The 26964-nt window shown below is 29.1% G+C and carries 23 protein-coding genes; 10 read left to right on the top strand and 13 right to left on the bottom strand.

What is annotated here, in order from left to right; all coding sequences use genetic code 11:
• Nucleotides 1–50: 50 nt before the first annotated feature.
• The gene (gene murC, locus ACJJVK_RS02260; RefSeq protein ID WP_405562701.1) at nucleotides 51–1403 is read left to right on the top strand and encodes a UDP-N-acetylmuramate--L-alanine ligase; all 1353 of its coding nucleotides are present in this window, start codon (nucleotides 51–53) and stop codon (nucleotides 1401–1403) included.
• On the opposite strand, the gene ACJJVK_RS02255 is transcribed toward murC, so the two are convergent.
• From ACJJVK_RS02255 to trkA, 6 genes are all read right to left on the bottom strand, one after another.
• On the bottom strand, nucleotides 1387–2499 hold the full coding sequence (locus ACJJVK_RS02255) for a nucleotidyltransferase family protein (protein WP_405562698.1): 1113 nt from the start codon (nucleotides 2497–2499) through the stop codon (nucleotides 1387–1389). The genes murC and ACJJVK_RS02255 overlap by 17 nt on opposite strands.
• Entirely contained in the window at nucleotides 2489–3616 is a 1128-nt protein-coding gene (locus ACJJVK_RS02250) for a hypothetical protein (protein ID WP_405562696.1), read from the bottom strand. Before ACJJVK_RS02250 ends, ACJJVK_RS02255 begins: the two co-directional genes overlap by 11 nt.
• 95 nt (nucleotides 3617–3711) lie before the next feature.
• The gene (locus ACJJVK_RS02245) at nucleotides 3712–3882 is read right to left on the bottom strand and encodes a hypothetical protein (protein ID WP_215992948.1); all 171 of its coding nucleotides are present in this window, start codon (nucleotides 3880–3882) and stop codon (nucleotides 3712–3714) included.
• 27 nt (nucleotides 3883–3909) lie between these two features.
• The gene (locus ACJJVK_RS02240; RefSeq protein ID WP_405562693.1) at nucleotides 3910–6819 is read right to left on the bottom strand and encodes a lamin tail domain-containing protein; all 2910 of its coding nucleotides are present in this window, start codon (nucleotides 6817–6819) and stop codon (nucleotides 3910–3912) included.
• A gap of 174 nt (nucleotides 6820–6993) precedes the next feature.
• A complete protein-coding gene (locus tag ACJJVK_RS02235; protein ID WP_405562691.1) occupies nucleotides 6994–8493 on the bottom strand; it encodes a TrkH family potassium uptake protein in 1500 nt (499 codons plus the stop codon).
• 4 nt (nucleotides 8494–8497) lie between these two features.
• Complete coding sequence (gene trkA / locus ACJJVK_RS02230) at nucleotides 8498–9844, bottom strand: Trk system potassium transporter TrkA (protein WP_215992951.1); 1347 nt, start codon at nucleotides 9842–9844, stop codon at nucleotides 8498–8500.
• 169 nt (nucleotides 9845–10013) lie between these two features.
• Between trkA and ACJJVK_RS02225 the strand changes: the two genes are divergently transcribed.
• From ACJJVK_RS02225 to ACJJVK_RS02210, 4 genes are read left to right on the top strand one after another with little or no spacing between them, the layout of a single operon-like run.
• A complete protein-coding gene (locus ACJJVK_RS02225) occupies nucleotides 10014–12260 on the top strand; it encodes a tetratricopeptide repeat protein (RefSeq protein ID WP_405562687.1) in 2247 nt (748 codons plus the stop codon).
• A gap of 38 nt (nucleotides 12261–12298) precedes the next feature.
• A complete protein-coding gene (gene radC / locus ACJJVK_RS02220; RefSeq protein WP_405562684.1) occupies nucleotides 12299–12985 on the top strand; it encodes a DNA repair protein RadC in 687 nt (228 codons plus the stop codon).
• A gap of 39 nt (nucleotides 12986–13024) precedes the next feature.
• A complete protein-coding gene (locus ACJJVK_RS02215) occupies nucleotides 13025–14329 on the top strand; it encodes a polysaccharide deacetylase family protein (RefSeq protein WP_405562682.1) in 1305 nt (434 codons plus the stop codon).
• The gene (locus ACJJVK_RS02210; RefSeq protein WP_405562681.1) at nucleotides 14330–15181 is read left to right on the top strand and encodes a hypothetical protein; all 852 of its coding nucleotides are present in this window, start codon (nucleotides 14330–14332) and stop codon (nucleotides 15179–15181) included.
• On the opposite strand, the gene ACJJVK_RS02205 is transcribed toward ACJJVK_RS02210, so the two are convergent.
• Nucleotides 15151–16416: a polysaccharide biosynthesis C-terminal domain-containing protein gene (locus tag ACJJVK_RS02205; RefSeq protein ID WP_405562679.1), complete on the bottom strand. Its 1266-nt coding sequence runs from the start codon at nucleotides 16414–16416 to the stop codon at nucleotides 15151–15153. The genes ACJJVK_RS02210 and ACJJVK_RS02205 overlap by 31 nt on opposite strands.
• Before the next feature lies 1 nt (nucleotide 16417).
• Nucleotides 16418–17551: a glycosyltransferase family 4 protein gene (locus ACJJVK_RS02200; protein WP_405562677.1), complete on the bottom strand. Its 1134-nt coding sequence runs from the start codon at nucleotides 17549–17551 to the stop codon at nucleotides 16418–16420.
• A 71-nt stretch (nucleotides 17552–17622) separates the two neighbouring features.
• On the opposite strand from ACJJVK_RS02200, the gene ACJJVK_RS02195 reads away from it, so the two are divergent.
• The 4 genes from ACJJVK_RS02195 to ACJJVK_RS02180 are packed head-to-tail and all read left to right on the top strand — an operon-like array spanning nucleotide 17623 to nucleotide 21099.
• Nucleotides 17623–18306, top strand: coding sequence for a YjjG family noncanonical pyrimidine nucleotidase (locus ACJJVK_RS02195; protein ID WP_405562674.1), 684 nt, complete (start codon nucleotides 17623–17625; stop codon nucleotides 18304–18306).
• A gap of 53 nt (nucleotides 18307–18359) precedes the next feature.
• Entirely contained in the window at nucleotides 18360–18908 is a 549-nt protein-coding gene (locus ACJJVK_RS02190) for a hypothetical protein (protein WP_405562671.1), read from the top strand.
• Nucleotides 18909–18910: 2 nt separating this feature from the next.
• Nucleotides 18911–20284 (top strand): DUF5723 family protein, encoded by a 1374-nt coding sequence (locus ACJJVK_RS02185; RefSeq protein WP_405562668.1) that lies wholly within the window; start codon nucleotides 18911–18913, stop codon nucleotides 20282–20284.
• A gap of 2 nt (nucleotides 20285–20286) precedes the next feature.
• Nucleotides 20287–21099, top strand: a complete 813-nt coding sequence (locus ACJJVK_RS02180; RefSeq protein WP_405562665.1) for a hypothetical protein — start codon at nucleotides 20287–20289, stop codon at nucleotides 21097–21099.
• On the opposite strand, the gene ACJJVK_RS02175 is transcribed toward ACJJVK_RS02180, so the two are convergent.
• Nucleotides 21096–22367: a replication-associated recombination protein A gene (locus tag ACJJVK_RS02175; RefSeq protein ID WP_405562663.1), complete on the bottom strand. Its 1272-nt coding sequence runs from the start codon at nucleotides 22365–22367 to the stop codon at nucleotides 21096–21098. The two genes, ACJJVK_RS02180 and ACJJVK_RS02175, sit on opposite strands and share 4 nt — an antisense overlap.
• Nucleotides 22368–22443: 76 nt before the next feature.
• Here ACJJVK_RS02175 and ACJJVK_RS02170 point away from each other — a divergent pair, with 76 nt between their 5' ends.
• Nucleotides 22444–23109 carry a rhomboid family intramembrane serine protease gene (locus ACJJVK_RS02170; RefSeq protein WP_405562660.1) on the top strand — a complete coding sequence of 222 codons (666 nt, stop codon included), beginning with the start codon at nucleotides 22444–22446 and terminating at the stop codon, nucleotides 23107–23109.
• A gap of 74 nt (nucleotides 23110–23183) precedes the next feature.
• Here ACJJVK_RS02170 and ACJJVK_RS02165 read toward each other — a convergent pair whose 3' ends face one another.
• The 4 genes from ACJJVK_RS02165 to ACJJVK_RS02150 all read right to left on the bottom strand — a co-directional run bounded on the left by ACJJVK_RS02165 (nucleotide 23184) and on the right by ACJJVK_RS02150 (nucleotide 26961).
• Nucleotides 23184–23822 carry a peroxiredoxin gene (locus tag ACJJVK_RS02165; RefSeq protein WP_215992963.1) on the bottom strand — a complete coding sequence of 213 codons (639 nt, stop codon included), beginning with the start codon at nucleotides 23820–23822 and terminating at the stop codon, nucleotides 23184–23186.
• Between the two features lie 136 nt (nucleotides 23823–23958).
• Nucleotides 23959–24702 carry a 23S rRNA (guanosine(2251)-2'-O)-methyltransferase RlmB gene (gene rlmB, locus ACJJVK_RS02160; protein WP_405562656.1) on the bottom strand — a complete coding sequence of 248 codons (744 nt, stop codon included), beginning with the start codon at nucleotides 24700–24702 and terminating at the stop codon, nucleotides 23959–23961.
• A gap of 82 nt (nucleotides 24703–24784) precedes the next feature.
• Complete coding sequence (locus tag ACJJVK_RS02155) at nucleotides 24785–25480, bottom strand: hypothetical protein (protein WP_405562653.1); 696 nt, start codon at nucleotides 25478–25480, stop codon at nucleotides 24785–24787.
• Between the two features lie 23 nt (nucleotides 25481–25503).
• Nucleotides 25504–26961 carry a hypothetical protein gene (locus ACJJVK_RS02150; protein ID WP_405562651.1) on the bottom strand — a complete coding sequence of 486 codons (1458 nt, stop codon included), beginning with the start codon at nucleotides 26959–26961 and terminating at the stop codon, nucleotides 25504–25506.
• Between the last annotated feature and the right edge of the window lie 3 nt (nucleotides 26962–26964).

The following is a 26964-nucleotide window of genomic DNA, read 5'->3' as shown; positions in this document are numbered from 1 at the left end:
ATTAATATTGGGTAAGCTTTTGTATTTTTACTTTTTAATAATTTTTAGACATGAACATTCATTTTATTGCAATTGGAGGTAGTGCAATGCACAATTTGGCAATTGCTTTACACCAAAAAGGATACCAAGTTTTTGGTAGTGATGATACTATACACGATCCATCAAAATCTAGATTAGAAAAATATGGATTATTGCCAAAAGAGTTTGGATGGTTTCCGGAAAAAATAACTGCAGATTTAGATGTAATTATTTTAGGAATGCACGCAAAAAAAGACAATCCTGAATTGTTAAAAGCACAAGAATTAGGTCTTAAAATATATTCTTATCCTGAGTTTTTGTATGAACAATCTAAAGATAAAACTAGAGTTGTAATTGGTGGTTCTCATGGTAAAACTACCATAACTTCTATGATTTTACACGTGCTAAATTATCATGAAAAAGAAGTAGATTATATGGTTGGTGCACAATTAGAAGGTTTTGAAACTATGGTGCATTTAACAAAAGACAATGATTTTATTGTTTTAGAAGGTGATGAATATTTGAGCTCACCAATTGATATGCGACCTAAATTTCATTTGTATAAACCTAATATTGCTCTTTTAAGCGGAATTGCTTGGGATCATATTAATGTTTTTCCGACGTTTGAGAATTATAAAGAACAGTTTTCTGTTTTTACTGATTCAATGGTAAATGGTGGTAGCATGGTTTATAATAGTGAAGATGAAAATGTAGCTGATATTGTAGAATCTTCTGAGAATCATATTAAAAAATATCCTTACGAAACTCCAAATCATTTTATAGAAAACGGAATTACCTATTTAGAAACAGCAGAAGGAAATTTACCTTTAGAAATATTTGGTAAACATAACTTACAAAATTTAGCTGGAGCAAAATGGATTTGTCAGCATATGGGAATTGATGAAGATGATTTTTATGAAGCAATTGCTAGTTTTAGTGGAGCAAGTAAGCGTTTAGAAGAAATTGCTAAAAATAATTCAACCGTAATTTTTAAAGATTTTGCACATAGTCCAAGTAAGGTTGCTGCAACTACCAAAGCTGTAAAAGAACAATACTCTCAGAGAACAGTTTTAGCTTGTTTAGAATTGCATACCTATTCTAGTTTAAATGCAGAATTTCTGTCAGAATACAAAGGAGCATTAGATTTTGCTGATAAAGCTGTTGTTTTTTATTCACCTCATGCAGTTAAGATTAAACAATTAGGCGAAGTTACAAAAGAGCAAATTGCGAATGCTTTTCAAAGAGACGATTTGATTATTTACACCAATCCTGCTGAATTTAAGGAGTTTTTATTTAGTCAGAATTTGGATAAAACAGCAGTTGTTTTAATGAGTTCAGGTAATTATGGAGGTTTAGATTTTAATGAAGTTAAACGTTTGGTTTAGTTTTTTTTAGGCCGAATTCTATCATTTTTTTTCTTAACCATTTTTTATCTGTCATTGTGTTTTTAAACCAAATTCTATGTTCTTTACTAACAATTGATTTATAAGTCATAAACACTCTATGATTTAAAATTATTTTTTTACTTATTTTTTTATGATGTGTTTTTCGTAAAATGTCATCATTAAGAAATTTGTTAAATAATTTAAGATAAGATTTAGTGTTTTTATTTGATGAATATCTTAAAGAATTAGGTTTGTTAAAAATCACATAACAACTGGATAAAAAGCAATTTAGTGGTTTTTTGAGTTTAGCTAAATTATTGAAAGCTGCTAAAGCTTTTGTTTTTTTAGAAAGTAAAAAAACATCATAAGCATTTCTTAATGTTATATTTTTATACAAAAAACCATGATCGTTTATTTGTTTAGCAATTATTGATAGTGCTAATTGATTTTCAAAACTAAGTACAGTTATATTATCTATATTTTGAGTGTCTTTTTCTATTAAATTAAAATTAAACTCATTTGCATATTTTTCAGTTAAAAGTTCTTTATGTATTTCAACAGCTGCGATATTATTTTTTTTATTTAATCTTGGGTAATGTTTAAATTGTGGGAAATCATAATCAGTTTTATGCACTTTTTTATATCCAAAATTTGCTAAAACTTTAATTGTTAGGGGGTAATTTTGTTTTGAAATAATAAAATCAATATCACCAACCATCCTTTCAGCAATATCATCATATAAACCTTCTAATAAATTTCCAGTTCCTTTTAAAAAAATAGGAGTGATATTATTGGCAAGTAATAAGTCATTAATTTCTTTGGCTTGCTCAATTATTTGTTGATTTCTTTCTCTGTTTAAATCAGTGATGTGTTTCATATAATTTACCAAATCATCTGGTAAATAATTAAGAAAGTCAGCTTTTTTTATGTTGCAGTATAAAGCAGGAAAAACAAAATGAGCTGTACTTATTTTAACAACAGCTTCCCAATTAATATTCTCTGACTTTAATTCTTTTTCAACTATTATTTTATTACTCTCTTCTTGGTTAATAGTTAAACATTTTGCAATAAAAAAAAGCGTTTCTTTATAAGTCATTAGAAAATAATTTATGAACAGTGTCTATCATTTCTTTATTGTTAGAATAAGTTAATTGATAACAATTTAAATTAACAAACCAATCTAAAAATACTTGTGCATTTTCTGTTTTAGGTGAAAGCCAAGAATCAGGAATTAACTGCTGAAATGCATCAATTTTAGAAATTTTTGTACAAGTGAGTTCACTATCTTTTTGATATTTAATAAAAACCAAATCGTTGCAAGGTAAGTGAGCAAAGTAATTAGTGTTATTGGGTTTTAAGTACCTTACAATTTTATTTAACTTAACCAAGTTGTATTCTTTGCCATCTTTAAGTTCAGGGTAAATAGGTAATAAAGTTTCTAAACTATTTTTTTTGATGGAGATTGCAGCAGGAAAGCTATATACTTCTTGTTTTTTAACATCTACAGGTACAAAATCATCAGCTAAACACGTAAAACCATTGGCTTGTAAAAGTGCAAGTGAAGTACTTTTTCCATTACCAGAATCGCCTAAAAAAAGTATAGATTTTTCTTCATTACTTACAGCAGAAGCATGGAAAACTCCTAACCATTCATTTTCTTCTTTTTGATGAATTCTTTGAATGAATTCCATAGAAAATTTACCCTGAAAATAGTGCACATTATTATGACTCCATGAATCTATATGTTTATTATTTACGTATAAGAATATGAAATTGTTATTAATAAAAACTTCAAATTCGTTTTCATAGTTTTCGGTTTTATCAATAATTAAATGAGAGAATTTTGGATGTATTAAATCGAGTTCAGTCTCACTTAAAAATGAAATTTTAAAGACAACATTATTTACTTTATAATAATTTACAAAATTATAGTTTCTAGGTTTTTCTATATCTCTGTAATCATTAATGATTGCTTTTTTATTGCTTTTTTTTGGGTCATTTAGCTCCTTTTTTAAATGAATTATAAAGTCTGCAGCTTTGTCTAAAGGAACGTCTAATTTTTTAGATAATGAAAGCGCAATTTCTTTAACCGAAATTCCGTTATTTAATCGCTTTAAAACATCAGCAGTTGTGTTTTCTAGTATTAAATATTCATTTCTGTCTTCAAACCAAGTAATGGTTTTATCCTCAATTTTTTTATAGAGTGTCTTCATTTATTTCAATATCGATAAAAATACTTATTTTATATTTATATCAAATAAAAAACGCCTCAAAAAATGAGGCGTTTAAAAGTTTATTTTAAATTTAATTAAAATCCAGTTCCAGGATCTGAAGGTCCTGAAAATGCTTGTGCTTTCTCTGGATTTAAAATCATATAAGTACCTAATGCAGTTAAAGCTGCGTATTTACCGTAATTACCTATTTTTTTAATAGCTTCTTTACGAGTAATTTCTGGATTGTTATCTTTAATATTTTTCATAATGTAGTAAGTTTTAAATTATCGTAATTATTCTAAAGTAATTTTTTTATTTAATTTTCCAGTTTCAGTTTCTAATTGAACAATGTATATTCCTTTAGTCAAAGTCGGTAAAGAAATATCTTTAATTCCATTAGAAGTAAAAGTAGTTTTTAAAACCTGTTTACCAAGAATGTTAAATAATTTAATACTAGCTTTTCCTTCTGATAATCCAACAATTCTTAAATTAGAGTTGTCAGTTTTATAGATACTTACATTGTCTAAATCTAAATTTTCAATATTTAAGGCAGAAGATCTTGTATGCAAGTAAAAACGACCAATTCCATCTAAAGCTACATCAGTAGTAATTTTGTATTCACTATTTGCTTCGTCTAAACTTGTGAATGTATTTGTTAATCTATCTTCTAAAAATACTTTAGTATTAGAAGGTAAATTTAAAGCATCAGCAGTAAAACTGATTTCTTTATTAGCTTCTACTTTAACTCCTAGAGGAATTGTCATAGTTTCTAAATCTGAATTTGGTAAAGATTGTATTTGGAAATTTTTGCCTTCACTATCTGTAACTAAATGAGAAAACAAGGCAAATGAATGTTCTACACCTTCAAACAACTTACCATCAAAACCATTGTCATAACCAGTTGTTGTACCATCTATATAGTAAATATTTGCATATTTTTTGTTTTTACCATCAGATAAAAATAAATGTACTTCTGGTCTTGAGCTTTTTTGAAATGTTTCTGTAGCTTGATGTGTAACATCAGCAATATCAAAAGTTAGGTTTGTATCTGCAGCAGCTTCAACAAAAAATCCTTGACCTGGAGCAATTTCAAAAGAGCCATCAGTTCCAGATAATTTTGTGTCGTAACCAGAACCATTCCAAAAATAGGCACTTGCGTCTGTTATTACTGAGCCATTATTATCTGTGAAAAAATCACCTAAATTTAAATATGCCGTAAATGGATTACCAACCATATTAAAATTAGTTGAAGCTCCTTGAGTAATGCCTATTACTTGGCTATCTGTGTACAAACCAGCACCTGTAAAAGAGATTGTACCAGAACCATCTCTTATAATTCCATAACCTTGTCCAACATTAAAAGTTCCATTATTGCTATTGTCAGATTGTAAATACCTCCAATTTCCGGTTTCAGTATCACTACCTCCAGCATCTGTATCAGTATCATATGTTGTATTGTCATATAAACTTAAACCCTTATTTAAGTTTTGACCTGATAATATAGAATTACTTGTTGCCCAATTATTATCATAGGTTTCACCTATTACTGGAGATGACATATAATACCATTGACTTCCATTTGTTAAGGCTCTGTTGTAAGTTACAGTTCCAGAAAAAGAACTTGTAGCTATTAATGAAGAACCTGATGCAATTGAAATTGAATTAACTGTAACAGCTCCAGAAGTTGTAGGTTGATTTGTAGTATTTATAATTTGAACATCATCACCACTCCCAGGTACTGTTCCTAAGCTCCAGTTAGATGCAGTTGTCCAAGAAGTATCTGTTGCTCCTGTCCATGTGTTTGTAGTAAATGGCTCTCCTGTTGTATTGTATCTACCAGGAGAAGCACTTACAGGATTAGAATTAATAGTTTCGTGCTTTACGAAACTACCTGTTAAATCTGGACTTCTACCTATTGATTCATCGCTGTTGGCTTCACTACCATAAGTATATGTTGCAATAATTGTTCCATCTGCATTTTTTAAGTATACAGTATCTCCAGTATTGGCTAACCCTAAAATGGTACTTTCGTTAACTGTATCAGAAATTCCAGGAATTCCTGTTGGTGTACCACCACCAAAAATAACAACAGATCCCCCTGCTGGTATAGTCGTAGCTCCAAAAGTATAACGTAAAGAGCTGTCTTCTATAGTATACCCTGTTAAATCATATGAAACAACATCTGTATTTACAATTTCTATAAATTCGTCATCAGAAGAATCAACAATACCATCACCATTAGCATCCACAACAGAACCTGGATCTGCTAGTAATTCATTAATAATAATATTAGGTAAATCATCGTCTGTAATTGTTAAAGTATGAGTAGCTTGAGATATCACTAAACCAGTAACAGAGCTTGTTTCTGTAATTGTAAAAATAATAGTTTCATTATCTGTGTCAACATCATCGTTAATATCAATAGTTATATTTTGAGTACTATCTGATGAAAAAGACAAAGATTGTGTAGTATAAGAATAGTCAGCAGGTTCTGCTGTACCTCCAGTTATAGCAACGTCTATGTCTATTTGGTTTCCATCGTAGTTTGTTACACTAATAGGAATATTAGCACTTGTAAAAGTAGCGTCTGTTTCTGTTTCTGTACTTGTTGCAGAATCGAAAGTTATTGTTGGGTCAGAAGATGCAGGATTACCTTGTACTAAGATGTCATCAAGCCTATGATATTCAGTTCCAGCATTATTATTCATTGTTACTCTAATTTCTAAGGTTCCACCTGAAAGTCCTAATTGAGATACAGTTGCACTTGTAAAATCATCATTTAATAAACCATTTGTTGAAGCAGCAGTCCAAGTACCATTATCTATCCTATATTCTGTATTAAAAATATCAGCAGCTTCCATTGTTCCGTCTTCAACAGCAGATAATGAAAATTGAACGTTTGTAAATCCAGAAATATTTATTGAAGGAGAAATCCAGATAGCATCACCATCTATATCTCTTGCTTCAAAAATTTCGCTTGTAACTTTAAACCAATCAGTATTTGCGCTTAAATCTGTATCAGAAATGTCTACTGTCCAATCAACACCAGACAAATCTGTAGTAGGGGTAGGCCCAATAGAACCTTTATCATCTTGTCCTGAGAAGTTTTCAGAATAAATTGTTGTTTGAGCATTCAAATTAAATGTTGAAATCCATGTTAAAAAGAATAAAAAGGTAATTTTTAAAAAGTTTTTTTGTTTCATGAGTTTTTGATTTTTTCAGTGATAAATGTACAAAAAAATATAACTAAAACCTTATTAACGATCTATTTAACAGTAAGATAATGTTATGGTAAAATAAAAATAATATTTTTATTTTTTTCGCAAAAAAGAGTGTGTGATTTTATGAAATTCTAAAAAATAAAAAAGAATTAAATTTTAATTTTTCCTCCAAAAGAAAGGGGTAAATAAAATTAAAACAGTAAACAATTCTAGCCTACCAATTAGCATTAAAAAAGAGCAAAACCATTTTGCGCCAGCAGATAAATGTGCAAAACTATTTACAGGGCTAACAGAACCTAATGCTGGGCCAATATTACCTAAAGAAGATGCAGCAGCACCTAAAGCAGAATAAAAATCGAGACCTAAGAATGTTAATATTACAGAAGAAACTATAAATATTAACATATAAATTATAAAAAAGGAAAGTATGTTAAATACAATATTCTGACTTACAGATTTACCATCATACCTAACAGGAATTATCGCATTTGGATGCAAGGCTTTTTTAAATTCTAAAAAACTGTTTTTTAACATTACAATATGTCTTACCACTTTAACTCCACCACTTGTAGAACCAGCAGAACCACCAGTAAAAAATAAAGCAAAGAAAATACCAGTTGCAAAGAAACTCCACATTGTAAAATCTGCGGTTACAAAACCGGTTGTGGTAACTACAGAAGTAACCATAAAAAGAGCGTGTCTTATGGCACTTTCTGCTTCTCCATAAACTTTAGGATGCGCAATTGTGGTTTGTAAGTTTGGGTCTTGAAAAAAGTAAATTATAATTACAATGATTGATGATACCCCAATAATACCAAGTAAGTAATATTTAAATTCTTCACTCTGAAAAACTTTTTGAATCTTACCTTTCAAAGCAAAATAAGTTAATACAAAGTTTGTACCTGCTACCAACATAAAAAAGATGATTATGTATTGTATAAAAGGTAAATTATTATAAAAAGCAACACTGTTGTTTTTAGTAGAAAAACCACCTGTACTTACTGTAGCCATTGCATGGTTTATTGCATCAAACCAGGTCATACCTGCAACTTTTAATAGAAAAAACTGAGCAAATGTTAACACCACATATATTAAATACAAACGTTTTGCAGTATCAGTAATTCTTGGGTGTAATTTGTCTGCAGATGGCCCAGGTGCTTCAGCTAAAAAAAGCTGCATACCACCAATACCTAATAATGGTAAAATAGCAATTGTAAGCACGATAATTCCCATTCCTCCAATCCAATGTGTGGCAGACCTCCAGAAAAGGATTCCTTTTGGCATTGCTTCAATATCTGTTAAAATGGAAGAGCCAGTTGTAGAATAGCCAGAAATAGTTTCGAAAAAAGCATCAGAAACATGTGGAATTGCACCAGATAATAAATAAGGTAACATTCCTGTAATTGATAGTATTAACCAACCTAAAGTAACAATTAAATACCCTTCTTTTTTTTGAATATTCGTGTTTTTTGGCTTGTTAAGGAAAAATAATAAAAGTCCTATAAACGTGGTGATTACAGCCGCATTTAGAATTCCCCAAGCTGCATCTTCATCAGAAAAAAAACTAAAAGGAAAAGCAATAAACATAAAAAAACCGTTTAATATGGCTGTTACGCCTAAAAAACGATAGATTACTTTTAAGTTTAAATTTCCCATTTTCTTATTTAAATAAACGCTCTACAGCTGTTATTGCTTCTGGTAAACAAAAAACAATTACTTTATCTTCATTTTGAATTTGCATATCACCATAAGGCATTAAAGCTTCTCCATTTCTAATTACTCCACCAAAAACAGCTTCTCTAGGAAAACGTAAATCTCTAATTGGTTTTTCTGTAACTTTTGCTTTAGGTTGTACTTCAAACTCAAAAACTTCTGCATCAATATTGTGTAAATTTGCTAATTCTAAAATTTCACCTTTTCTAATATGTTTAAAAATATTACTGGCTGCAATTAGTTTTTTGTTGATGAGTGACTGAATACCAATTGTCTGAGAAATATCAATATAATCCATATTTTCTACTAAAGCAATTGTCTTTTTTACACCTTTAGATTTGGCTACCAAACAAGACATTATATTGGTCTCAGAATTACCTGTTACAGCAATAAATGCATCAGTTTCTCTTATGTTTTCTTCTTCAAGTAACTCTAAATCTCTACCATCACCATTTATAACTAGTGTGTTGCATAGTGTTTCTGCCAAAGATTCTGCTTTTTCTCTATTTTTTTCAATAAGTTTAACCTTAAAATTATCTTCACAAAGATTTCTTGCTGTTTTTTCGCCAATACTACTACCACCTAAAATCATAACGTTTTTAATCTGGAATTGAGTTTTACCAATTATTGGGTATAAATCTGTCATACTATAATTTGGTACAGAAAAATATACTTGATCATCTATTTGATAAACAGTATCTCCCCTTGGTATTATAGTTTGCGAAACGTTTTCTCTTTTAATGGCAATTGTCGTAAAATCTACGCTAGAAAATTTCTGATTACCTTCTTTAACAGATAAATCTACCAATGGCGATTTATAATCTAAAGTGGTACCTAAAACGTTAATCAATCCACTTTCAAACTCTACAGTATCATTAAACGAAGATTGATTTAGCAGCATTTTAATTTCGTTAGCAGCTAATTCTTGAGGAGAAATCATAAAGTCTAATCCGAATTTAGAAAAATCGACCTCACATTCATTTAAAAACTCAGGGTTATCTATTCTAGCAATGGTTTTTTTTACTCCCAAAGATTTACCAATAACAGAAATTGTAAAGTTGGTGTTTTGACTATCTGTTACAGCAATTAACAAATCTGCAGAAGCAATACCAACTTCTTTTAATAATTTTATAGAAGTTGCATCACCTTTTTTGGTAATAACATCTAAATGATTATTAAGGTAATCTAACTTATCACCATCAAAATCGATAATGTAAGTGTCTTGAGACTCGTAAGAAAGAAGCTTGGCCAAGTGAAATCCAACATCTCCAGCACCAGCTATAATAATCTTCATATAAAATAAATAGAATATAGTATGCAAAGATATGAAGAGTTTTATTGGAAATACAAATTAATAGAATTTTTCAGTTGAGTAACAATTAAATATTATATGATAATTATCTTCTTTTTTTTAAAATAGAAGTTTTAACTTTACTTTATAATTAATCTTAACACGCAAATTTGTGAACACAAAACAGCAGAGTTTATCCGTTATTTTTGCCAGTATAATTTTAATTTTGTTGTTTTATTCTTGTCAGAAAAAAGAAGACTACAAAGAGGTTAATACAAAAAAAAGCGTATTTCTAACAGGTGAAGTTATTCCAGATAGCCACTTTTTAGGTGATCAAAAATGTAAAGAATGTCATCAAAATGAATTTAAAAAATGGAAAGGTTCTCATCATGATAAAGCAATGCAAATTGCAGATAGTGCTACTGTTTTAGCAAATTTTAATAATAAAAAATTTACAAGTCAAGGTGTAACTTCTCACTTTTTTAAAAAAGGAAAAGATTTTTATGTAAACACAGATGGGCCTGATGGTAAAAATCACGATTACAAAATTATTTATGTCTTTGGAATAACACCTTTACAACAATACATTGTTCAATTTCCTGATGGGCATTATCAATGTTTAAGAACAGCTTGGGATTCTGTAAAAAATAAATGGTTCGATTTATATCCAGACTTTAAAGTAGTGCATTCAGAATGGTTGCATTGGTCTAGAGGAGGTTTAAATTGGAACAACATGTGTTCAGATTGCCATTCTACAAATGTTCGTAAAAATTACGATGTAAAAACACACAGTTATAATACCAAATTTGCAATTATAAATGTGAATTGCGAAGCTTGTCATGGGCCAGGAAAACAACATGTTACAGATGTTGATAAAATGGGAGAGAACTATGTTTCTAATGGGCGTTTTCAAATGACTTCTAAAACAGAACCTAAAGAATTGGTAGATCAGTGTGCACGTTGCCACATGAGAAGAGAGCAATATTCTGAAACTTTTAATTTTGAAGGAACTATGTTAGATCATTATTATCCTCAATTATTAGAAGAAAGATTATATCAAGCTGATGGGCAGATTTTAGATGAAGTTTATGTTTATGGTTCATTTACACAAAGTAAAATGTATCAAAATGATGTTACTTGTACCAATTGTCATGATGCGCATACATTAAAACTAAAGTTTGATGGAAATAAATTGTGTGCACAATGTCATGTTCCAGAAACTTATGATACTCCAAAACATCATGCTCATCCTTTAAATACTGAATCTTCAAAGTGTGTAAGTTGTCATATGCCAGGGCGTGTTTATATGGGGAATGATTTTAGACCAGATCATAGTTTTAGAGTGCCAAGGCCAGATTTAAGTGTAAAATATGGAACGCCAAATGCATGTTCTGGTTGTCATAAAGACAAAGATGATGTTTGGGCAGCAGCAAGTTTTACAAAGTTATTTGGAGCTGTAGATTCTGTACATTATTCAGAAAAATTAGCACCAGGTATTACAATGCAACCAAATGCTCATTTGGGTTTAATTGAGTTGATGAACGAAAAACATCAACCAGAAATTGTAAGAGCATCAGCAGTAAAAGCATTATCTAATTATGATGTAGATAGTTTTATTGATGAGTTTACGAAACTTTTAAAAGATGAATCTGCCATTGTTAGAGGCGCAAGTGTAGATGTTTTAAATTTGATAAACAACACAGATTATACAGCTTATTTTTTACCGCTTTTAGAAGATCCAAAAAGAAGTGTTAGAATTAAAGCATTCTTTGGTTTAGGTACTTTAGATGCTTTATCAATTCCTAAAGTCTATCAAGAAAGTTATCAAAAAGTAAAAAATGAATTTTGGACCCATATTAACACCAATTCAGATTTTGTAGGTACAAGAATGAAGAAAGGAGATTATTTAATTAAACAAGGCAAACTTTTCGAAGCAATTAAAAGTTACGAAAGCGCACTTGATATTGATGATATTAATAATCAAATTAGAGTAAATTTAGCAACTTTATATTACAATACGCAACAGTTTGATAAAGCTGAAACCACTTATAAAGAGATTATTAAATTACAACCAGATTATGGACCTGTTTATTATTCTTTATCACTTTTATATGCTGAGCTTAATAGAGTGGATGGAGCTATTGAGCAATTAAAGAAAGCCCAAAAGTTAATGCCAGAAAATATAAGAGTCTATTATAATTTAGGATTGTTATATGATAAAAAGCAAGATTTTAAACAAGCAGAAAAAACAATAATTACAGGTTTAAAGGTAGATAATACTAACGAAAGTTTGTTGTACGTTTTAGCTTATATTTATGGAAAATCCAATCAAAAAGAAAAAGCAAAAAACATTGTAAAAAAGTTAATTGATTTATACCCAAATAACCAACAATACAGAGCTTTTTTAAGTCAGTTATAGTTTCTTTTCGTTTTTCGTACTTTTATAAAAAACTGTTTATGGAAAAGTTAACGATTAAATCTTGGGCTTTAGATGATAGACCTCGTGAAAAATTATTGGCAAAAGGAAAAGCAGCATTGTCTGATGCAGAACTAATAGCTATTTTAATTGGTTCTGGAAATAGAAACGAAAGTGCTGTGGCTTTGTCTAAAAGAATTTTACAATCTGTAGAAGGTAATATTAATGCATTGGCTAAACTATCCGTAGAAAAACTTACTGAATTTAAAGGTATAGGAGAAGCCAAAGCTATTGCAATAATTACAGCTTTAGAATTGGGTAAAAGAAGGCAATTAGAAGTAGCTTTAGAGAAACCTAAAATTACTAGTAGTAAAGATGTTTTTAATGTAATGCAGCCAATAATTGGCGATTTAGATCATGAAGAATTTTGGGTTTTATTTTTAAGTAATTCAAATAAAGTTATTGCAAAATCTCAAGTAAGTAAAGGTGGTTTAACAGCTACAATTGTAGATGTTAGGTTGTTATTTAAAAGAGCTTTAGAGTTAGCTTGTGTAGGTTTAATTGCTTGTCATAATCATCCTTCAGGAAAATTAGTGCCTAGTAATGCAGATAAAAATATTACTCAAAAAATAAAAGAAGCAGGTACTATTTTAGATATAAAATTGTTAGATCATTTAATAATTACTCAAAAAGCGTATTTTAGCTTTGCAGATGAAGGGATTTTGTAAAAAATAGAAATTCGTAAATCAAAAATTGTAATTCGTTTAATGATATTAGTTTATACACATAAAATTACACCTAGAGTTCGCTATATTTTTAAGCATATTCTTACAAGAACTTTATTGATTTCTGTAGACTTTACCAATAAAGTAGAAGAATTTGTTGCACATAATGGACCTAAATTATCATATACAAAAACACCTTTAGGAACTGAGTTTTTTATAAAAAGTAATGAGCTGTTATTTGAACAGGGTTTAAATGATGTTGAAATAATGATGAATAAATGGGAAGATGTACCTTGCTTTTTTGCAACAAATTCAAAATCATCTATTCCTTTTGATATTTTTGCGGCTAGTTTTTACTTAATTACACGTTATGAGGAATATTTGCCACATGTAAAAGATATTCACGGACGTTTCACAGCAGAACAGAGTTTAGCTTTTAAAAAAGGTTTTTTAGAAAAACCAGTTGTAGATATTTGGGCATTTAAATTTGTAGAATTATTAAAAGAAAAGTTTCCTGATTACGACTATGAAAAGCGGACTTATAATTTTATTTCTACTATAGATATAGATAATGCTTTTGCTTATAAACACAAAAGTTTAGTTAGAAGTGTAGGTGGTTTTTTTAACGATTTATTTCATTTTAAATTGTTGAATGTTTGGACACGTTTTGTGGTTACTTTTAATATAAAAAATGATCCTTTTAATACGTTTGCTAAACTGCTTAGGTTTAAAAAAGATTATAATGTAAAGACAATATTCTTTTTCCTAATAGGCGATTATACTACTTTAGATACCAATGTTTCTGCATCAAAAGAGAAATACAGATTACTTATTAAAGAAATGGTAGATTACGCAAAAGTTGGTTTGCATCCTTCTTACTTTTCTATGCAAAATTTTGCAATGCTAAAGAAAGAAAAAGAAAGGTTAGAGGGTATAACAAATACACCTGTAAAAAGCTCTAGACAACATTATTTGCGTTTTAGTTTGCCAGAAACCTACCAACATTTAATAGATTTAGAAATAGAAGAAGATTATTCTATGGGGTACGCAAGTAACGTAGGTTTTAGAGCAAGTACATGTACACCTTTTTATTTTTACGATTTAGATTTCGAGATTCAAACTCCATTAAAAATTTATCCTTTTGCAGTTATGGATACTACTTTAAACGATTATATGAAGCTTACTCCAAAACAATCTTTAGGTAGAATTAGAGATTTAAAAAATGAAGTAAAAGCGGTAAACGGAACTTTTATCACCTTGTTTCATAACGAAAGTTTAAGTGATTATTTACGCTGGAAAGGTTGGAAACGTTTATACGAATCTATGCTTAAAATAGCTACTTCTTAAATGATTAAATACATTAAAAGAAAGGATTTAGAAGATGATAAATATGATGCTTGTATAGAAAATTCAATACAAAGTAGAATCTACGCTTTTTCTTGGTATTTAGATATTGTTGCAGACAATTGGGATGTTTTAGTGTTGGATGATTATGATGCTGTAATGCCAATTATTTGGAGCCAGAAATATTTGATAAAATATATTGCACAACCACCATTTTGTCAGCAATTGGGTGTTTTTTCTTTAGATGAAATATCCGAAGAAATTCAACAAAATTTTATTGCTAAAATTCCTTTAAAATATTTAAAAGTTCAGCTTGTTTTTAATAGCAAAAACCTAATTATAAAAAAGAATTTACGAGTAAATTACGTTTTAGATTTATCAAATGAATATTCAGAAGTAAAAAAACAATTTTCTAAAGGTAGAAAACACGCCATAAAAGTTGCAGAAAAGAACTGCTTAACTATAAAGGATGTAAAAATAAGCAGTTTAATAGAAATACAGAAACAACATTACAATTACATTATTTCTGAAACTAAATTAAAGAATTTGGCTATAGCTCTTATCAACAAAAATAAAGGTGAAGTTTTAGGTGTTTTTAAAGATGATGTTTTAATTGGTGGAGGTTTTTTTATAAAATCTAAAAGTAGAATTATCTATTTGTATTCTTCTTTTAATGCTGATGGTAGAAAATACCAAGCTGCAAGTTTTTTGATTAATTATGTTATTCAGAAAAATATAAAAAGCAATTTTTATCTAGATTTTGAAGGTGGTAATTTACCAAATATTGGTAAATTTTATAGAAGTTTTGGGGCAGAACAAGAAGATTATTCCTTTTTAGAAAGAACTTTGTTGTAATTTATTTGAAATAAAATTGCTGATAAAATTCCTGTAAACCACATTAAAACAGCAGAGGTAATTGCGGATCCTGTAATACCATACTCAGGTATTAGATAATAATTTGTAATTACATTAATAATTATTGCAATGCTAGAAATGTAGTAATTTATATGTGCTTTACCTATGGAAGAAAGTAAGTTGCCAAACAAACCTCTAAAAATAAAAATACCTGTAATACCTAACATCAAAATTATAAAAGGTTCTGTATAATTGATAAAATTAGCATCTAGTAAACTTAAAATTTCGGCAGCAAAAAAATAGCAAACTAAAAGTGCACACACACTTACAACAGAGAAGAAAAGCATGTAACTTTTAATATAATTTAATATGTATTTTTTATCAAATATTTTTTCTGTGAAGGCAACAAAATCCGTAGAAATAAAAACTCTTGGTAAAAATAATAAGCTAAAAGGTATTATAGAAATGTATCTGTAATTGGTTATCATTTCTTTATCATCTAATAAATAACCAATTAAAATAATATCAATTACAAAAAGTAGTTGTGTTACAACGTTAGATAAACTTGCAAAAAAACCATATTTCCAGAAAGAGAAATTAGTGATGTCTAATTTAATTTCTGAGTTAAAATTAATGTCTAATTTTTTTATAAATAAGATTGATGTTAAAAGAGGAGTAATTAAAAGTGCAATTGCATAACCTGTACCTTTAAAAAAATAACTCAACCCCAAAACACTTATTAATAAAATAATACTATTGGTAAATTCTGTGTAAGCAAAAGATTTATTGTTGTGTTTTAACCTAAATTGGGCTCTAATAATTTCGAAAATAAATGAAGGTAAAATTATAAAAGACAAAATAATTACATAAAATTGTGTGTTTTCAAATTTAAAAGTGATAAAAAAACTACTAATAATTATAAGTGCTATTATAGCTAAAGAAGCCCAAAAACCTTTTTTAAATACATAGATGAACAAACTATTTTTTTCGTCATCATTTTTTAGCAAAGCACCATATCTTATTAAACTTTGGTGTAAGCCAAAACCACTAATAGGAATTATAAAAACCACAATATTATAAGCAAAAAGCACAACCCCTAATTCGTCATTAGAAATTAGTTTTAAAGCTAACCAAGATGCAAGAAAAGAGAACAATCTTGCAATTATAGTAGCAGAAAAAACATAACTGCCAGATCTGCTTAAAAAATTTAATATGTAGTTTTTTAATAATTTCAACTTAGCTGTTTAGAGATTTAAAATATAATTCAGAAAATTGTTTAGCAATTACATCTTTACTAAATTTTAGTTTGATAAAATTATGCATTTCATTTATATCTAAATCAGCAAAAATGGTTTTATGATTTAAAATGGAGCTTAAGAGAGCGTCTTCATCTTTAATATTAATAATTTTACAGAAATTTTCATTTTTAAAACTAGTAGCAATACCTGTATTTGTTGCAATAACAGGGGTTCCACAAGAAATAGCTTCTGGTATTACAATACCAAAAGTTTCGTAATTACTAAAAGAAACACAAACAGTTGCTTGTTGTAAATCGTTTACAATTTCATGATGGTTTTTATGTGCAGCAAAAGATATTTCAGCATTTTTAATGTTTAAACTTTGTAAAAATTCTTGGTATTCTAAACCATTATTTCCTATAAAATCCCATTCAAAATAATCTATTTTATCACTTAAACGTGCAGCAACACGTAACATTCCTTTTATGTTTTTGTGTTCATTTTTAAGTGATGATATATGGATTATTCTTAAAATTGAACCTTCTTTTTTTTGAGGGATAAATAATGTTGAGTTTACCACATTTGCAACCACTTTGTAATTGCCTTTAAGGTCTAAATCTTGTAAGTTTTTGGCCAAATAATTACTAACAGCACAAATAGCTACTGCATTTTTTGTGATAATTTTAGAAATTAATTTCTCTAAAAAAATAATCGATATTTCTGCTTTTCTTAAATAGCCTGTCCAGTGTTCAGAAATTATATAGGGTGTTTTTTTAAACCATTTTAAATAGAGGCTGAAAATTCCGAAAGGAAAAATTTCATTTAAATGAACAACATCAAAAGGTTTAATTTTATTTAAAAGCAAACGAAAAGCATTAAAAAATAAGATTGCTTTTTTTAATGGATTTTTAGAAAACTTAGTATAAGCTATAAAAGTTTCAACACCATTAATTGTGTTTTCGGTAATTATAATGTTTTTAGTCGCCTGTTTATCAGAAATTATATGAACAACAGTAACATTATGTTCTAAAAATACAGTTTCTGCATGTCTTTGGATAAAATCTCCATTTGTAGGAGAAATTTTTGAAGGATACCATCCACATAAAAATAAAACTGATAATCGCTTTTTCAAAAAATATTATTTATAACAAATATAACAACTTAAACAATTTTCATAAGCATAAAAATTTTACATTTATTGCTATGAAAATACAGCACATCTTTTTCGATTTAGATCATACCCTTTGGGATTTTGAAAAAAACTCAGCTTTGGCACTACAAAAAGTATTCAACAAGCAAAATATAAACTTAAGCTTAGATAAATTTTTAGAAGTTTATAAGCCAATAAATTTAGAATTTTGGCGACTGTTTAGAAATGAGGAGGTAACCAAAAGTGAGTTAAGATATGGTAGACTCAAAAACACTTTTGATGCTTTAAATTATACTATTTCAGACGATTTGATAGATACAATAGCCATAGAATATATAGAGTTTTTACCTCATTTTAATTATTTGTTTGATGGTACTTTCGAAATTTTAGATTATTTAAAAGCCAAATATAAACTGCATATTATTACCAATGGTTTTGAAGAGGTACAGCTTCTAAAGATGAAAAGTTCAAATATTATAGATTATTTTGATGTAATTGTTACCTCTGAATCTGTGGGAGTTAAAAAGCCAAATCCTAAGGTTTTTACTCATTCTTTAGAACTTGCAAATGCAAAAAAAGAAAACTCTATAATGATTGGAGATAGTGTAGAAGCAGATGTTTTAGGTGCAATAAATGTAGGTATGCAAGCCATTCATTGTAATTTTGATTCTAAAGTTATAAACGCTAAAAACTTTAAAAGTGTTACCAATTTATTAGAAATAAAACAATATCTTTAGCTTTAAGTTCGTTTTGTTTTAAACACAACATTTAGAAATTTCCCCTAAAATTTATGAGATTCTCCAAATTAATATACTTTATATTAAGTTTTTTTGTCTTTACTTCTTGTGCAGAAAGTCTAGATTTTAATCAGTTAGATGATTATGTAGTTAAACCTGTTTTAACATCTTCCTTAACCTATTTTAAAGTTTCACCTATACAATTTTTTGATGAAAATGGAGTGCAACAAAATAGCAGAGAAGATATTACAGATTTTATTGTTTTTGAAAACTCTTTCTTTAGGAAGAGTGTAGTTAAAATGGTTTTTAATGCAGAATTTAAAAATGAGTTTGATAGAGATGCAATGATACAAGTAGATTTTTTGGATGCTAATAATATCGCAATTTACTCTTTTGCACCAATAACTGTAAAAAGTGGAGATGTAGATCCTCCACCTTACGAAGAAGAAATTGTTATTGCGACCAATCCAAATATTTTAAGCGCTACAAAAGTACGGTTTAGAGCTTTTTTAGAAGATACAGGTACTCAAATGAACCCTTTAGATACAAGTGAATTTGAGTTTAAATCTTCTGTAACCTTATTTGTAGAATCAGATTTTTAAAGATGAAAAAACTTTTATTTTTTTTACTGATTTTATGTATTCATAAAACTGTAGCTCAAAACAAACAAGTCTTGTACAATTTTGCAGAGTTGCCACAAACTCAACTATTAAATCCTGCAGCAGAAACCAATTATAAATATTATGTTGGTATTCCATTATTATCTGGTTTTTCTACAGATATTGGGTCTACAGGTTTAGTTTTAACAGACCTATTTGCAAGAGATAATATTAATATAAATGATAAAATTGCATCAGCCTTTAATAAATTAACAACACAAGATTTTGTAAAAATAAACACACAAATAGAAGTTTTTAGTGGTGGTTATCGTTTAAATGATAAAATAAATTTAAGTTTTGGTTTTTATGAAGAGGTTGATGGTATTGGGTATTATGCTAAAGATGTATACGATTTGTATAGTCAAGGTAATAGTGCTCATTTGAATAGAAGTTTTAGTGTATCACAAATTCAATACAAATTAGATGTTTTGGGAGTTTTACATTTTGGAATATCAAAAAAAGTAGATGAAAAATTAACCATTGGTGGTCGATTTAAAATTTACTCAGCCTCATTAAATTTAGAATCTAATAACAATACAGGTACTTTTACTACAGTAGAGGGTGCAAATAATTTATATACCCATTACTTTAATAATATAAATGCTACCTTCAGAACTTCTGGACTTGTAAATGCAGAAACAGATAGGTATAATAAAGATATAGATGAATACGTTAAAAATACTTTTTTAGCAGGTAATTTAGGTCTAGGTTTTGATGCTGGTTTTACATACAAAGTATCCCCTCAATTAGAGTTTTCTGGTAGTATTTTAGATCTTGGGTTTGTTTCTTATTCTAAAAATGTTAAAACAACTAATGTAGAAGGCGATTTTGTTTTTGAAGGTGTAAATTTTCTCTTTGGTGAAGATAACGTAAATTATTGGGGAGAAATTGATGAACGTTTTAATGAAGAATTACCAAGAACAGATAATCAAGATACTTATATTTCCTGGAGACCTACAAAATTAAATGCTGCTGTAAAATATAGTTTTGGACAGAGAAAAAGTAAAGTTTGTTATGATAATCGTTACAAAGATTTTTATACAGATGCAATTGGTGTACAAATTTTTAGTGTCTTTAGACCTCTAAGACCACAGTTGGCGCTAACAGCATTTTATGAAAAATCATTGTCTAATAAAATACACACTAAATTTACATATACTGTAGATGATATTTCATATGCTAACCTTGGGGCAGGACTTTCTATGCAATTAGGTAAAGTTAATTTTTATGGCATGTTCGATAATATTTTATCTTACAAAAACCTCTCATCATCAAATAGTGTATCTTTACAACTAGGTATAAATTTAATATTTAATTAAAAATGATAAAAAAAATAAGCTTTACTATTCTTTTATTTATAAGTATTTCTATTTATAGTCAAGAATATAATTTTGATCAATATCAATACATTATTGTTCATGAAAAGTTCGAAGGTTTAAAAGAAGTAGACGAATATCAAACCAGTTCATTAACCAAGTTTTTGTTAAAGAAAAAAGGATTCAAAGTTTTTTTAAGTAATGAATCTATTCCTACAGAAGTTAGTCAAAATAGATGTTTGGCATTGTTTGCAACAGTAAAAGACGAGTCTAATATGCTTTCTACCAAAAGTTATATAGAAATTAAAGATTGCACAAACAAAGTACTTTATAAGTCTCAAGTTGGTAGAAGTAAGTTAAAAGATTTCAAAAAAAGTCATCAAGATGCCATAAGAAAGGCTTATGAATCTATGGAAGATTTTGAATATACTTATAATCCAAATTCAGTTTTAACACCTAAAGTAATTCAACCAGCTCATCATCCTGTAAAAGAAGCATCAAAGCCAGTAACAGCCGTGCCTAAAGTTGTAAAAAAAGCGAAAGAAGAAAAAACAATTAAAGTTGATAAACCAACAAAAGCAGAAATTGTAAAAACTGCTAAACCAGCACCAGTTTTATACGCTCAGCCAAAAAATAACGGATTTCAATTGGTTAATATGAAACCAGAAGTTGTGTTTATCATCTTAAAAACCAATAAAAGTGATGTTTTTATCATTAAAGGTAAAGATGGTACACTTACTAAAAAAGGAGATAATTGGGTTGCAGAATATTATAAAAATGATCAATTAGTAAAAGAAGAATACCTGGTTAAGTTCTAATAATTGTATTTTGTTTTCCATCTATTTTTTAAAGTTTCTCTAAATTGATTTTCTCTAGAATTGTTACCTGGTTCGTAAATTTTTGTTCCAGAAATTTCATCAGGTAAGAATTCTTGAGTTACAAAGTTATTAGGATAATCGTGCGAATATTTATAGTTTTTTCCATAATCTAAATCCTTCATCAATTTTGTAGGCGCATTTCTTAAATGTAAAGGGATAGATAAATCACCTGTATTTTTAACCAAATTAAGAGCATTGTCTATAGCAAGGTAAGATGCGTTACTTTTTGGTGAATTCGCCAAATACACAGCACACTGACTCAAAATTATTCTAGATTCTGGATTACCAATAACAGAAACTGCTTGAAATGTGTTAGTTGCTAAAATTAAAGCTGTTGGGTTGGCATTACCAATATCTTCGGATGCAGAAATTAATAACCTCCTTGCAATAAATTTTACATCTTCACCACCTTCAATCATTCTTGCTAACCAATATACAGCTCCATTTGGGTCACTACCACGTATCGATTTTATAAATGCAGAAATAATATCATAATGTTGTTCTCCAGTTTTGTCGTATCTAACTGTGTTTTTTTGTATTTTTTCTAAAACGAGTTTGTTGGTGATTTCAATTTCATCATCACTAGAAACTAATAATTCGAAAATATTTAGCAGTTTTCGAGCATCTCCACTAGAAACCTGTAAAAGCGCATCTGTTTCTAAAAGTGTAATTTTTTTGGTTGATAAAATTTCGTCTTTTTCCATTGCTCTATGTAGCAAAGCAACTAAGTCATTTTTATCAAAAGAATTTAAAATGTAAACCTGACAGCGAGAAAGTAGGGCAGGAATCACCTCGAAACTCGGATTTTCTGTGGTAGCCCCAATTAAAGTAACCCAACCTTTTTCTACAGCTCCTAAAAGCGAATCTTGTTGGGATTTACTAAATCTATGAATCTCATCAATAAATAATATAGGATTTTTTGTGGTAAACAATCCACCACTTTTTTTCGCTTTTTCTATAACTTCTCTTACATCTTTTACACCAGAACTTATGGCGCTTAAAGTGTAAAAAGGTCTGTTAGATTCTTTAGCAATTATGTTTGCGAGTGTTGTTTTGCCAATTCCTGGAGGTCCCCATAATATCAAAGACGGTATAATGCCTTGTTTAATTAAATTGGTTAAAACACCATTTTTACCTACCAAATGCTGTTGACTAATATAATCATCGAGCGTTTTAGGTCTTATTCTTTCTGCCAAAGGTTCATTCATAAAGTAAAAATAATAAAGATTTCTGACAGAATTTGCAAAATTAGTATTTGGTTAGATTATTGTTATTTTTATTTTGATGAACGAAGAGAATCAACTTAAAATATCAAAATCAATTTTTTTAGTACCAGTTGTATATGTGGTGTCTATTTGGTTTGTTTATTGGGTGGAAATTCAATTTGATTTCAATTTTAATAAATTAGGTGTTTATCCTAGAACTTTAGAGGGTTTTAAAGGGGTTTTTTTAACACATTTCATCCACAGTAATACAAGTCATCTTTTTAATAATTCAATACCTTTATTTGTGCTATTAACCAGTCTTTTTTACTTTTATAAAGATGTTGCTTTTAAGGTTTTGCTTGTAGGTGGTTTTTTCTCCGGATTTTTAACTTGGTGTATTGCCAGAGAATCTTATCATATAGGCGCAAGCGGAATTGTGTATTTACTGTTTAGTTTTGTTTTTTTTAGTGGAATGATAAAAAAACACTTTAGATTGGTAGCACTTTCTTTAATTATTATTTTTCTCTACGGAAGTATGATTTGGTATGTTTTGCCAATTAAAGATGGTATGTCTTGGGAAGGACATTTATCGGGTTTTCTTGTAGGATTAGTTTTTGCTTTTTTATTTAAAAATAAAGGAATTGTTAAACAAGAACATCAATTTACAGAAACTGAGTTTGATACTATGTTTGATGAAAATGGAAATTTTGTTCAGCCAGTTTTAGAGGATGAAAACGAAAAATAGAAGAGTAGAATAGTGGTTATAAAAAAAGGACATCTTGATTGATGTCCTTTCTATTTTTATTATACTATTACTATTTACAAATTCGGCTGAGGTGTTAACCTTAAATAGGGTTTAACTTCTTTGTGTCCTTTAGGAAACAATTCTGGAATTTGCTCATTACTTACAGCAGGAGAAATTACACAATCTTCACCATTTTTCCAGTTTGCTGGTGTAGCAACTTTATGGTAAGCTGTTAATTGTAAAGAGTCTATTACTCTTAATAATTCTTCGAAATTTCTACCTGTTGATGCAGGATACACAATTATCAACTTTACCTTTTTATCAGGATCAATAATAAAAACAGATCTTACAGTTAAGTTGTTGTCTGCATTGGGATGAATCATATCATACAAAGTAGAAACTTTTTTATCTTCATCTGCAATAATAGGAAAATCTACTTCTGTATTTTGTGTTTCGTTGATGTCTTTGATCCAACCTTGGTGAGATGAAACACCATCTACACTTAATGCAATGGTTTTTACATTTCTTTTTTCAAATTCTGATTTATATTTGGCTACTGTACCTAATTCTGTTGTACAAACAGGAGTATAATCTGCTGGATGCGAAAATAAGATACCCCAACTATCACCTAACCATTCGTGAAAATTTATTTCTCCTAAAGAAGACTGTGTAGTAAAATTTGGTGCTGTATCACCTAATCTAATAACGCTCATATTTTTATTTTTTAAGATTAAAATCTAGTATAAAACTACAACTTATTGAATCACTTAATCAATTTTAAGCGCTAAATAGCTGTTAAAAAATAAATAAAGAAGTGTTAATGCTTAGATATAAATAGGTGTTATTAATTTATTGTAATCTTTGTCTTACAGTTTCGTACAAAAATGCACCACAGGCAACAGAAACATTTAAAGAAGCTATTTCGCCTAAAAGAGGAAGTTTAGCTTTATAATCGACCATTTTTAATATTGATGGATTTACACCTCTATGTTCAGACCCCATAATAATAGCTATAGGTTGTTTAAAGTCAATATCAAAGATAGAATCTTCTGTTTTTTCAGTAGCTGCCACAGTTTTTATTTCTGATGCTTGTAATAGAAATATAGCATCTTTTATATGATCAACTTTACATATTGGTATTTTAAAAGCGGCACCTGCAGAAGTTTTAATAGTTTCTGCGTTTACTGGTGCACTTCCATTTTTTTGAATGATAATCCCATTTACACCTGTACATTCTGCTGTTCTAATAATTGCACCAAAATTACGTACATCAGAAAGTTGATCTAACAATAAAAATAAGGGAGTATCACCTTTTTCTAAAGTAGATTCAATTAGTTTTTCTAAATCATAAAATTCTACTGGAGATATTTGAGCAACTGCACCTTGATGATTGCTGTTTTTAGATAATCGATTTAATTTTTCTACAGGAACTGTACTTGTAGCAATTTTATTTTGTTTTATTAGTTTGTCTAATTCATAAAATAAGTTTCCTCTTAAGCCTTTTTGTAAATATACCTTGTTAATTGTAGATCCACTTTCTATGGCCTCTATAATTGCTCTAATACCAAATATGTTTGTAGTTTCTGTAATCATATTGCAAATGTAAGGTATTATATAATAAAAAAACCACCTCAAAAAGAGGTGGTTTTAAAAATATATATTAATATATATTTATTTATGGACAAACTACTGTAGTTGTATAAACTACACCAGCAGGAGGTATAATGCTATAAGTAAAATCACCTACAGAATAAACAGTATTGTCAGAAGCATCAAATATAGAATAAGATATTTCTTCATCATAATCTCCAGATACAAATGTAACTGTCATATCATAACCGACAGGAGCTGAAAATGATTCTAATTTATAACCAGCATCATCATCAGTTAAAGCCATTACAACTGGAGCTAAATCAACAGCGCCATCAAAAGTTATTTGTAACTCTGCACCATTCCAGCTATCACCCCAAGTATCGTTCATTTCTACACTCCAGCTACAAAGTGATAAAACATCTACATTTTGAGAAGAAACTTCAGATGTAGAACCGTTAGCAGCTACTTCATAAACAGATATTGTTGCAACACCAATTTGGTTGTAGTTCACATTAATTTTGTGAGTTGCACCTTCAATTGCTTCCATTTCTGCACCAGTAACTTCCCAAACAAATGTAGATCCGGCTCTTGGTGTTACAGAAAATTGTTCTACATCACCTAAACTTACTAATGTTGGTCCTGAAAAATCGAATATTTTAGCAACTATTTTATCAGTATCAGTTCCAAAATCATCATCATCATTACAAGCAACTAACACTACTAAACTTAATGCTAATATTGCTAATGATTTTATATTTAAAAATTTATTAATCTTCATAATTTATATATTTTATTTTTTTATTATCTCCAACCACCAGTTGAATAATCTTCACCAGCAACACCTGTTGTACCTCCAAAAGTGTAAATTTCAAATCCACCAGCTAATAATACATCACCAGGAACTGGAAAATGTAAAGGAGTACCTGCTTGTAATAAATCTTTACCTCTCATTTCAAAAAATGCTAAACCTAATCCAGAATTCATTAATTCAACAATTCTTTCATAATGAATTGCTTCTTCAATTTCTGAAGCGGTAGCACCAATTGCAGGTAAATTACCTCTTAAAGACCTACTACTAGCATTAATTGTTGCTGCAGCACCAGCTAAGTCACCTGTTCTGTATTGAGCTTCTGCTTTATATAAATCATTTTCTGCTTTTAACATTTCTGGTGTAGCACCTGTCCAGTTAGATCCATGCGCTTGAGCATCAAATCTGCTATGTCTATATGTAGAGAAGTGATAAATACCTCTAGAAGGGATAAAATCCTGACTTGTTAAATATTGAAAATCTGATGCCAACCTACTATCATCACTCGAACTTTCTGGGTAAACGCCTGAAGCCTCTGTGAAGTAATCTGGAGTATTAGGGTCTAACATATTGATAACTCTCATATCTGTTCTACCCCAACCTGGATATATTTGATAATAAACCCATTCAGTATACCAAGTTGTCCAACCATCAGAGGTTATATTGTAATCGTAGGTTAGTCCTTTATTTGTATAAGCTAATACTCTTGACCAATCTACTGCCGCTTTTTGTGAAGCATTTCTCGGCATATTAACCATTAATCTAGCTGCAAAAGAATTTAAGTATTGAGACCATTGAGTACTTGTTAAAGTTACTCCATTAATAAAATCAGTAGTGATTTCAAAGCTATTGTTGTCTGCAATTGCAATGGCTTGGTCTAATTTTTCTAAACACAATTCTAAGGCCACCTGAGGTGTAACAGATTCACCATCATTTATTGGCCCTGATTCATCTTTTAACCAAACTTGGTCAAATAACAAGGCGATATAGCCAAAATTAGCAGCTTGAGCAAATCTAGTTAAAGATTCAGTTCGTCTAGGAAAAGCGTCATCTGGATCATCTCCAGCAAAAGCAATTTTAGCCATTAATGCATTAATATCATTAATTGAATTATATAATGAATTGAAATAAGTAGTAGTAATGTAACCACTACCATAAGTGGTTTCGTTGTTCCATGCTACTCTAGGTTCACTAGAAGTATCTCTCATTCCTGAATTACCCCAAGAGCATGTACCAGCATCTGCCATACCTGCTATTGCTAATCCAGGACCATTATAAGAATTCGTGTTATTGTACCAACTTTGTATAAAAGTGTTTGCCAAATTATAGTTAGCTAGTTCATCTGAAGTTGGATTCTCTGCGTAATTAACATTAACGTCTGTGCTTAAATCTTCACAACTTGTAAAAACAATTGTAAATATTAGCGTTATATATAAACTTATTTTTTTCATTTT

The sequence above is a fragment of the Polaribacter sp. Asnod6-C07 genome (assembly GCF_045063625.1).
In the GTDB taxonomy this organism is placed as follows: domain Bacteria; phylum Bacteroidota; class Bacteroidia; order Flavobacteriales; family Flavobacteriaceae; genus Polaribacter; species Polaribacter vadi_A.
The sequence above is the reverse complement of the archived record's forward strand: the minus strand, read 5'-3'. Positions and strand labels throughout refer to the sequence as shown.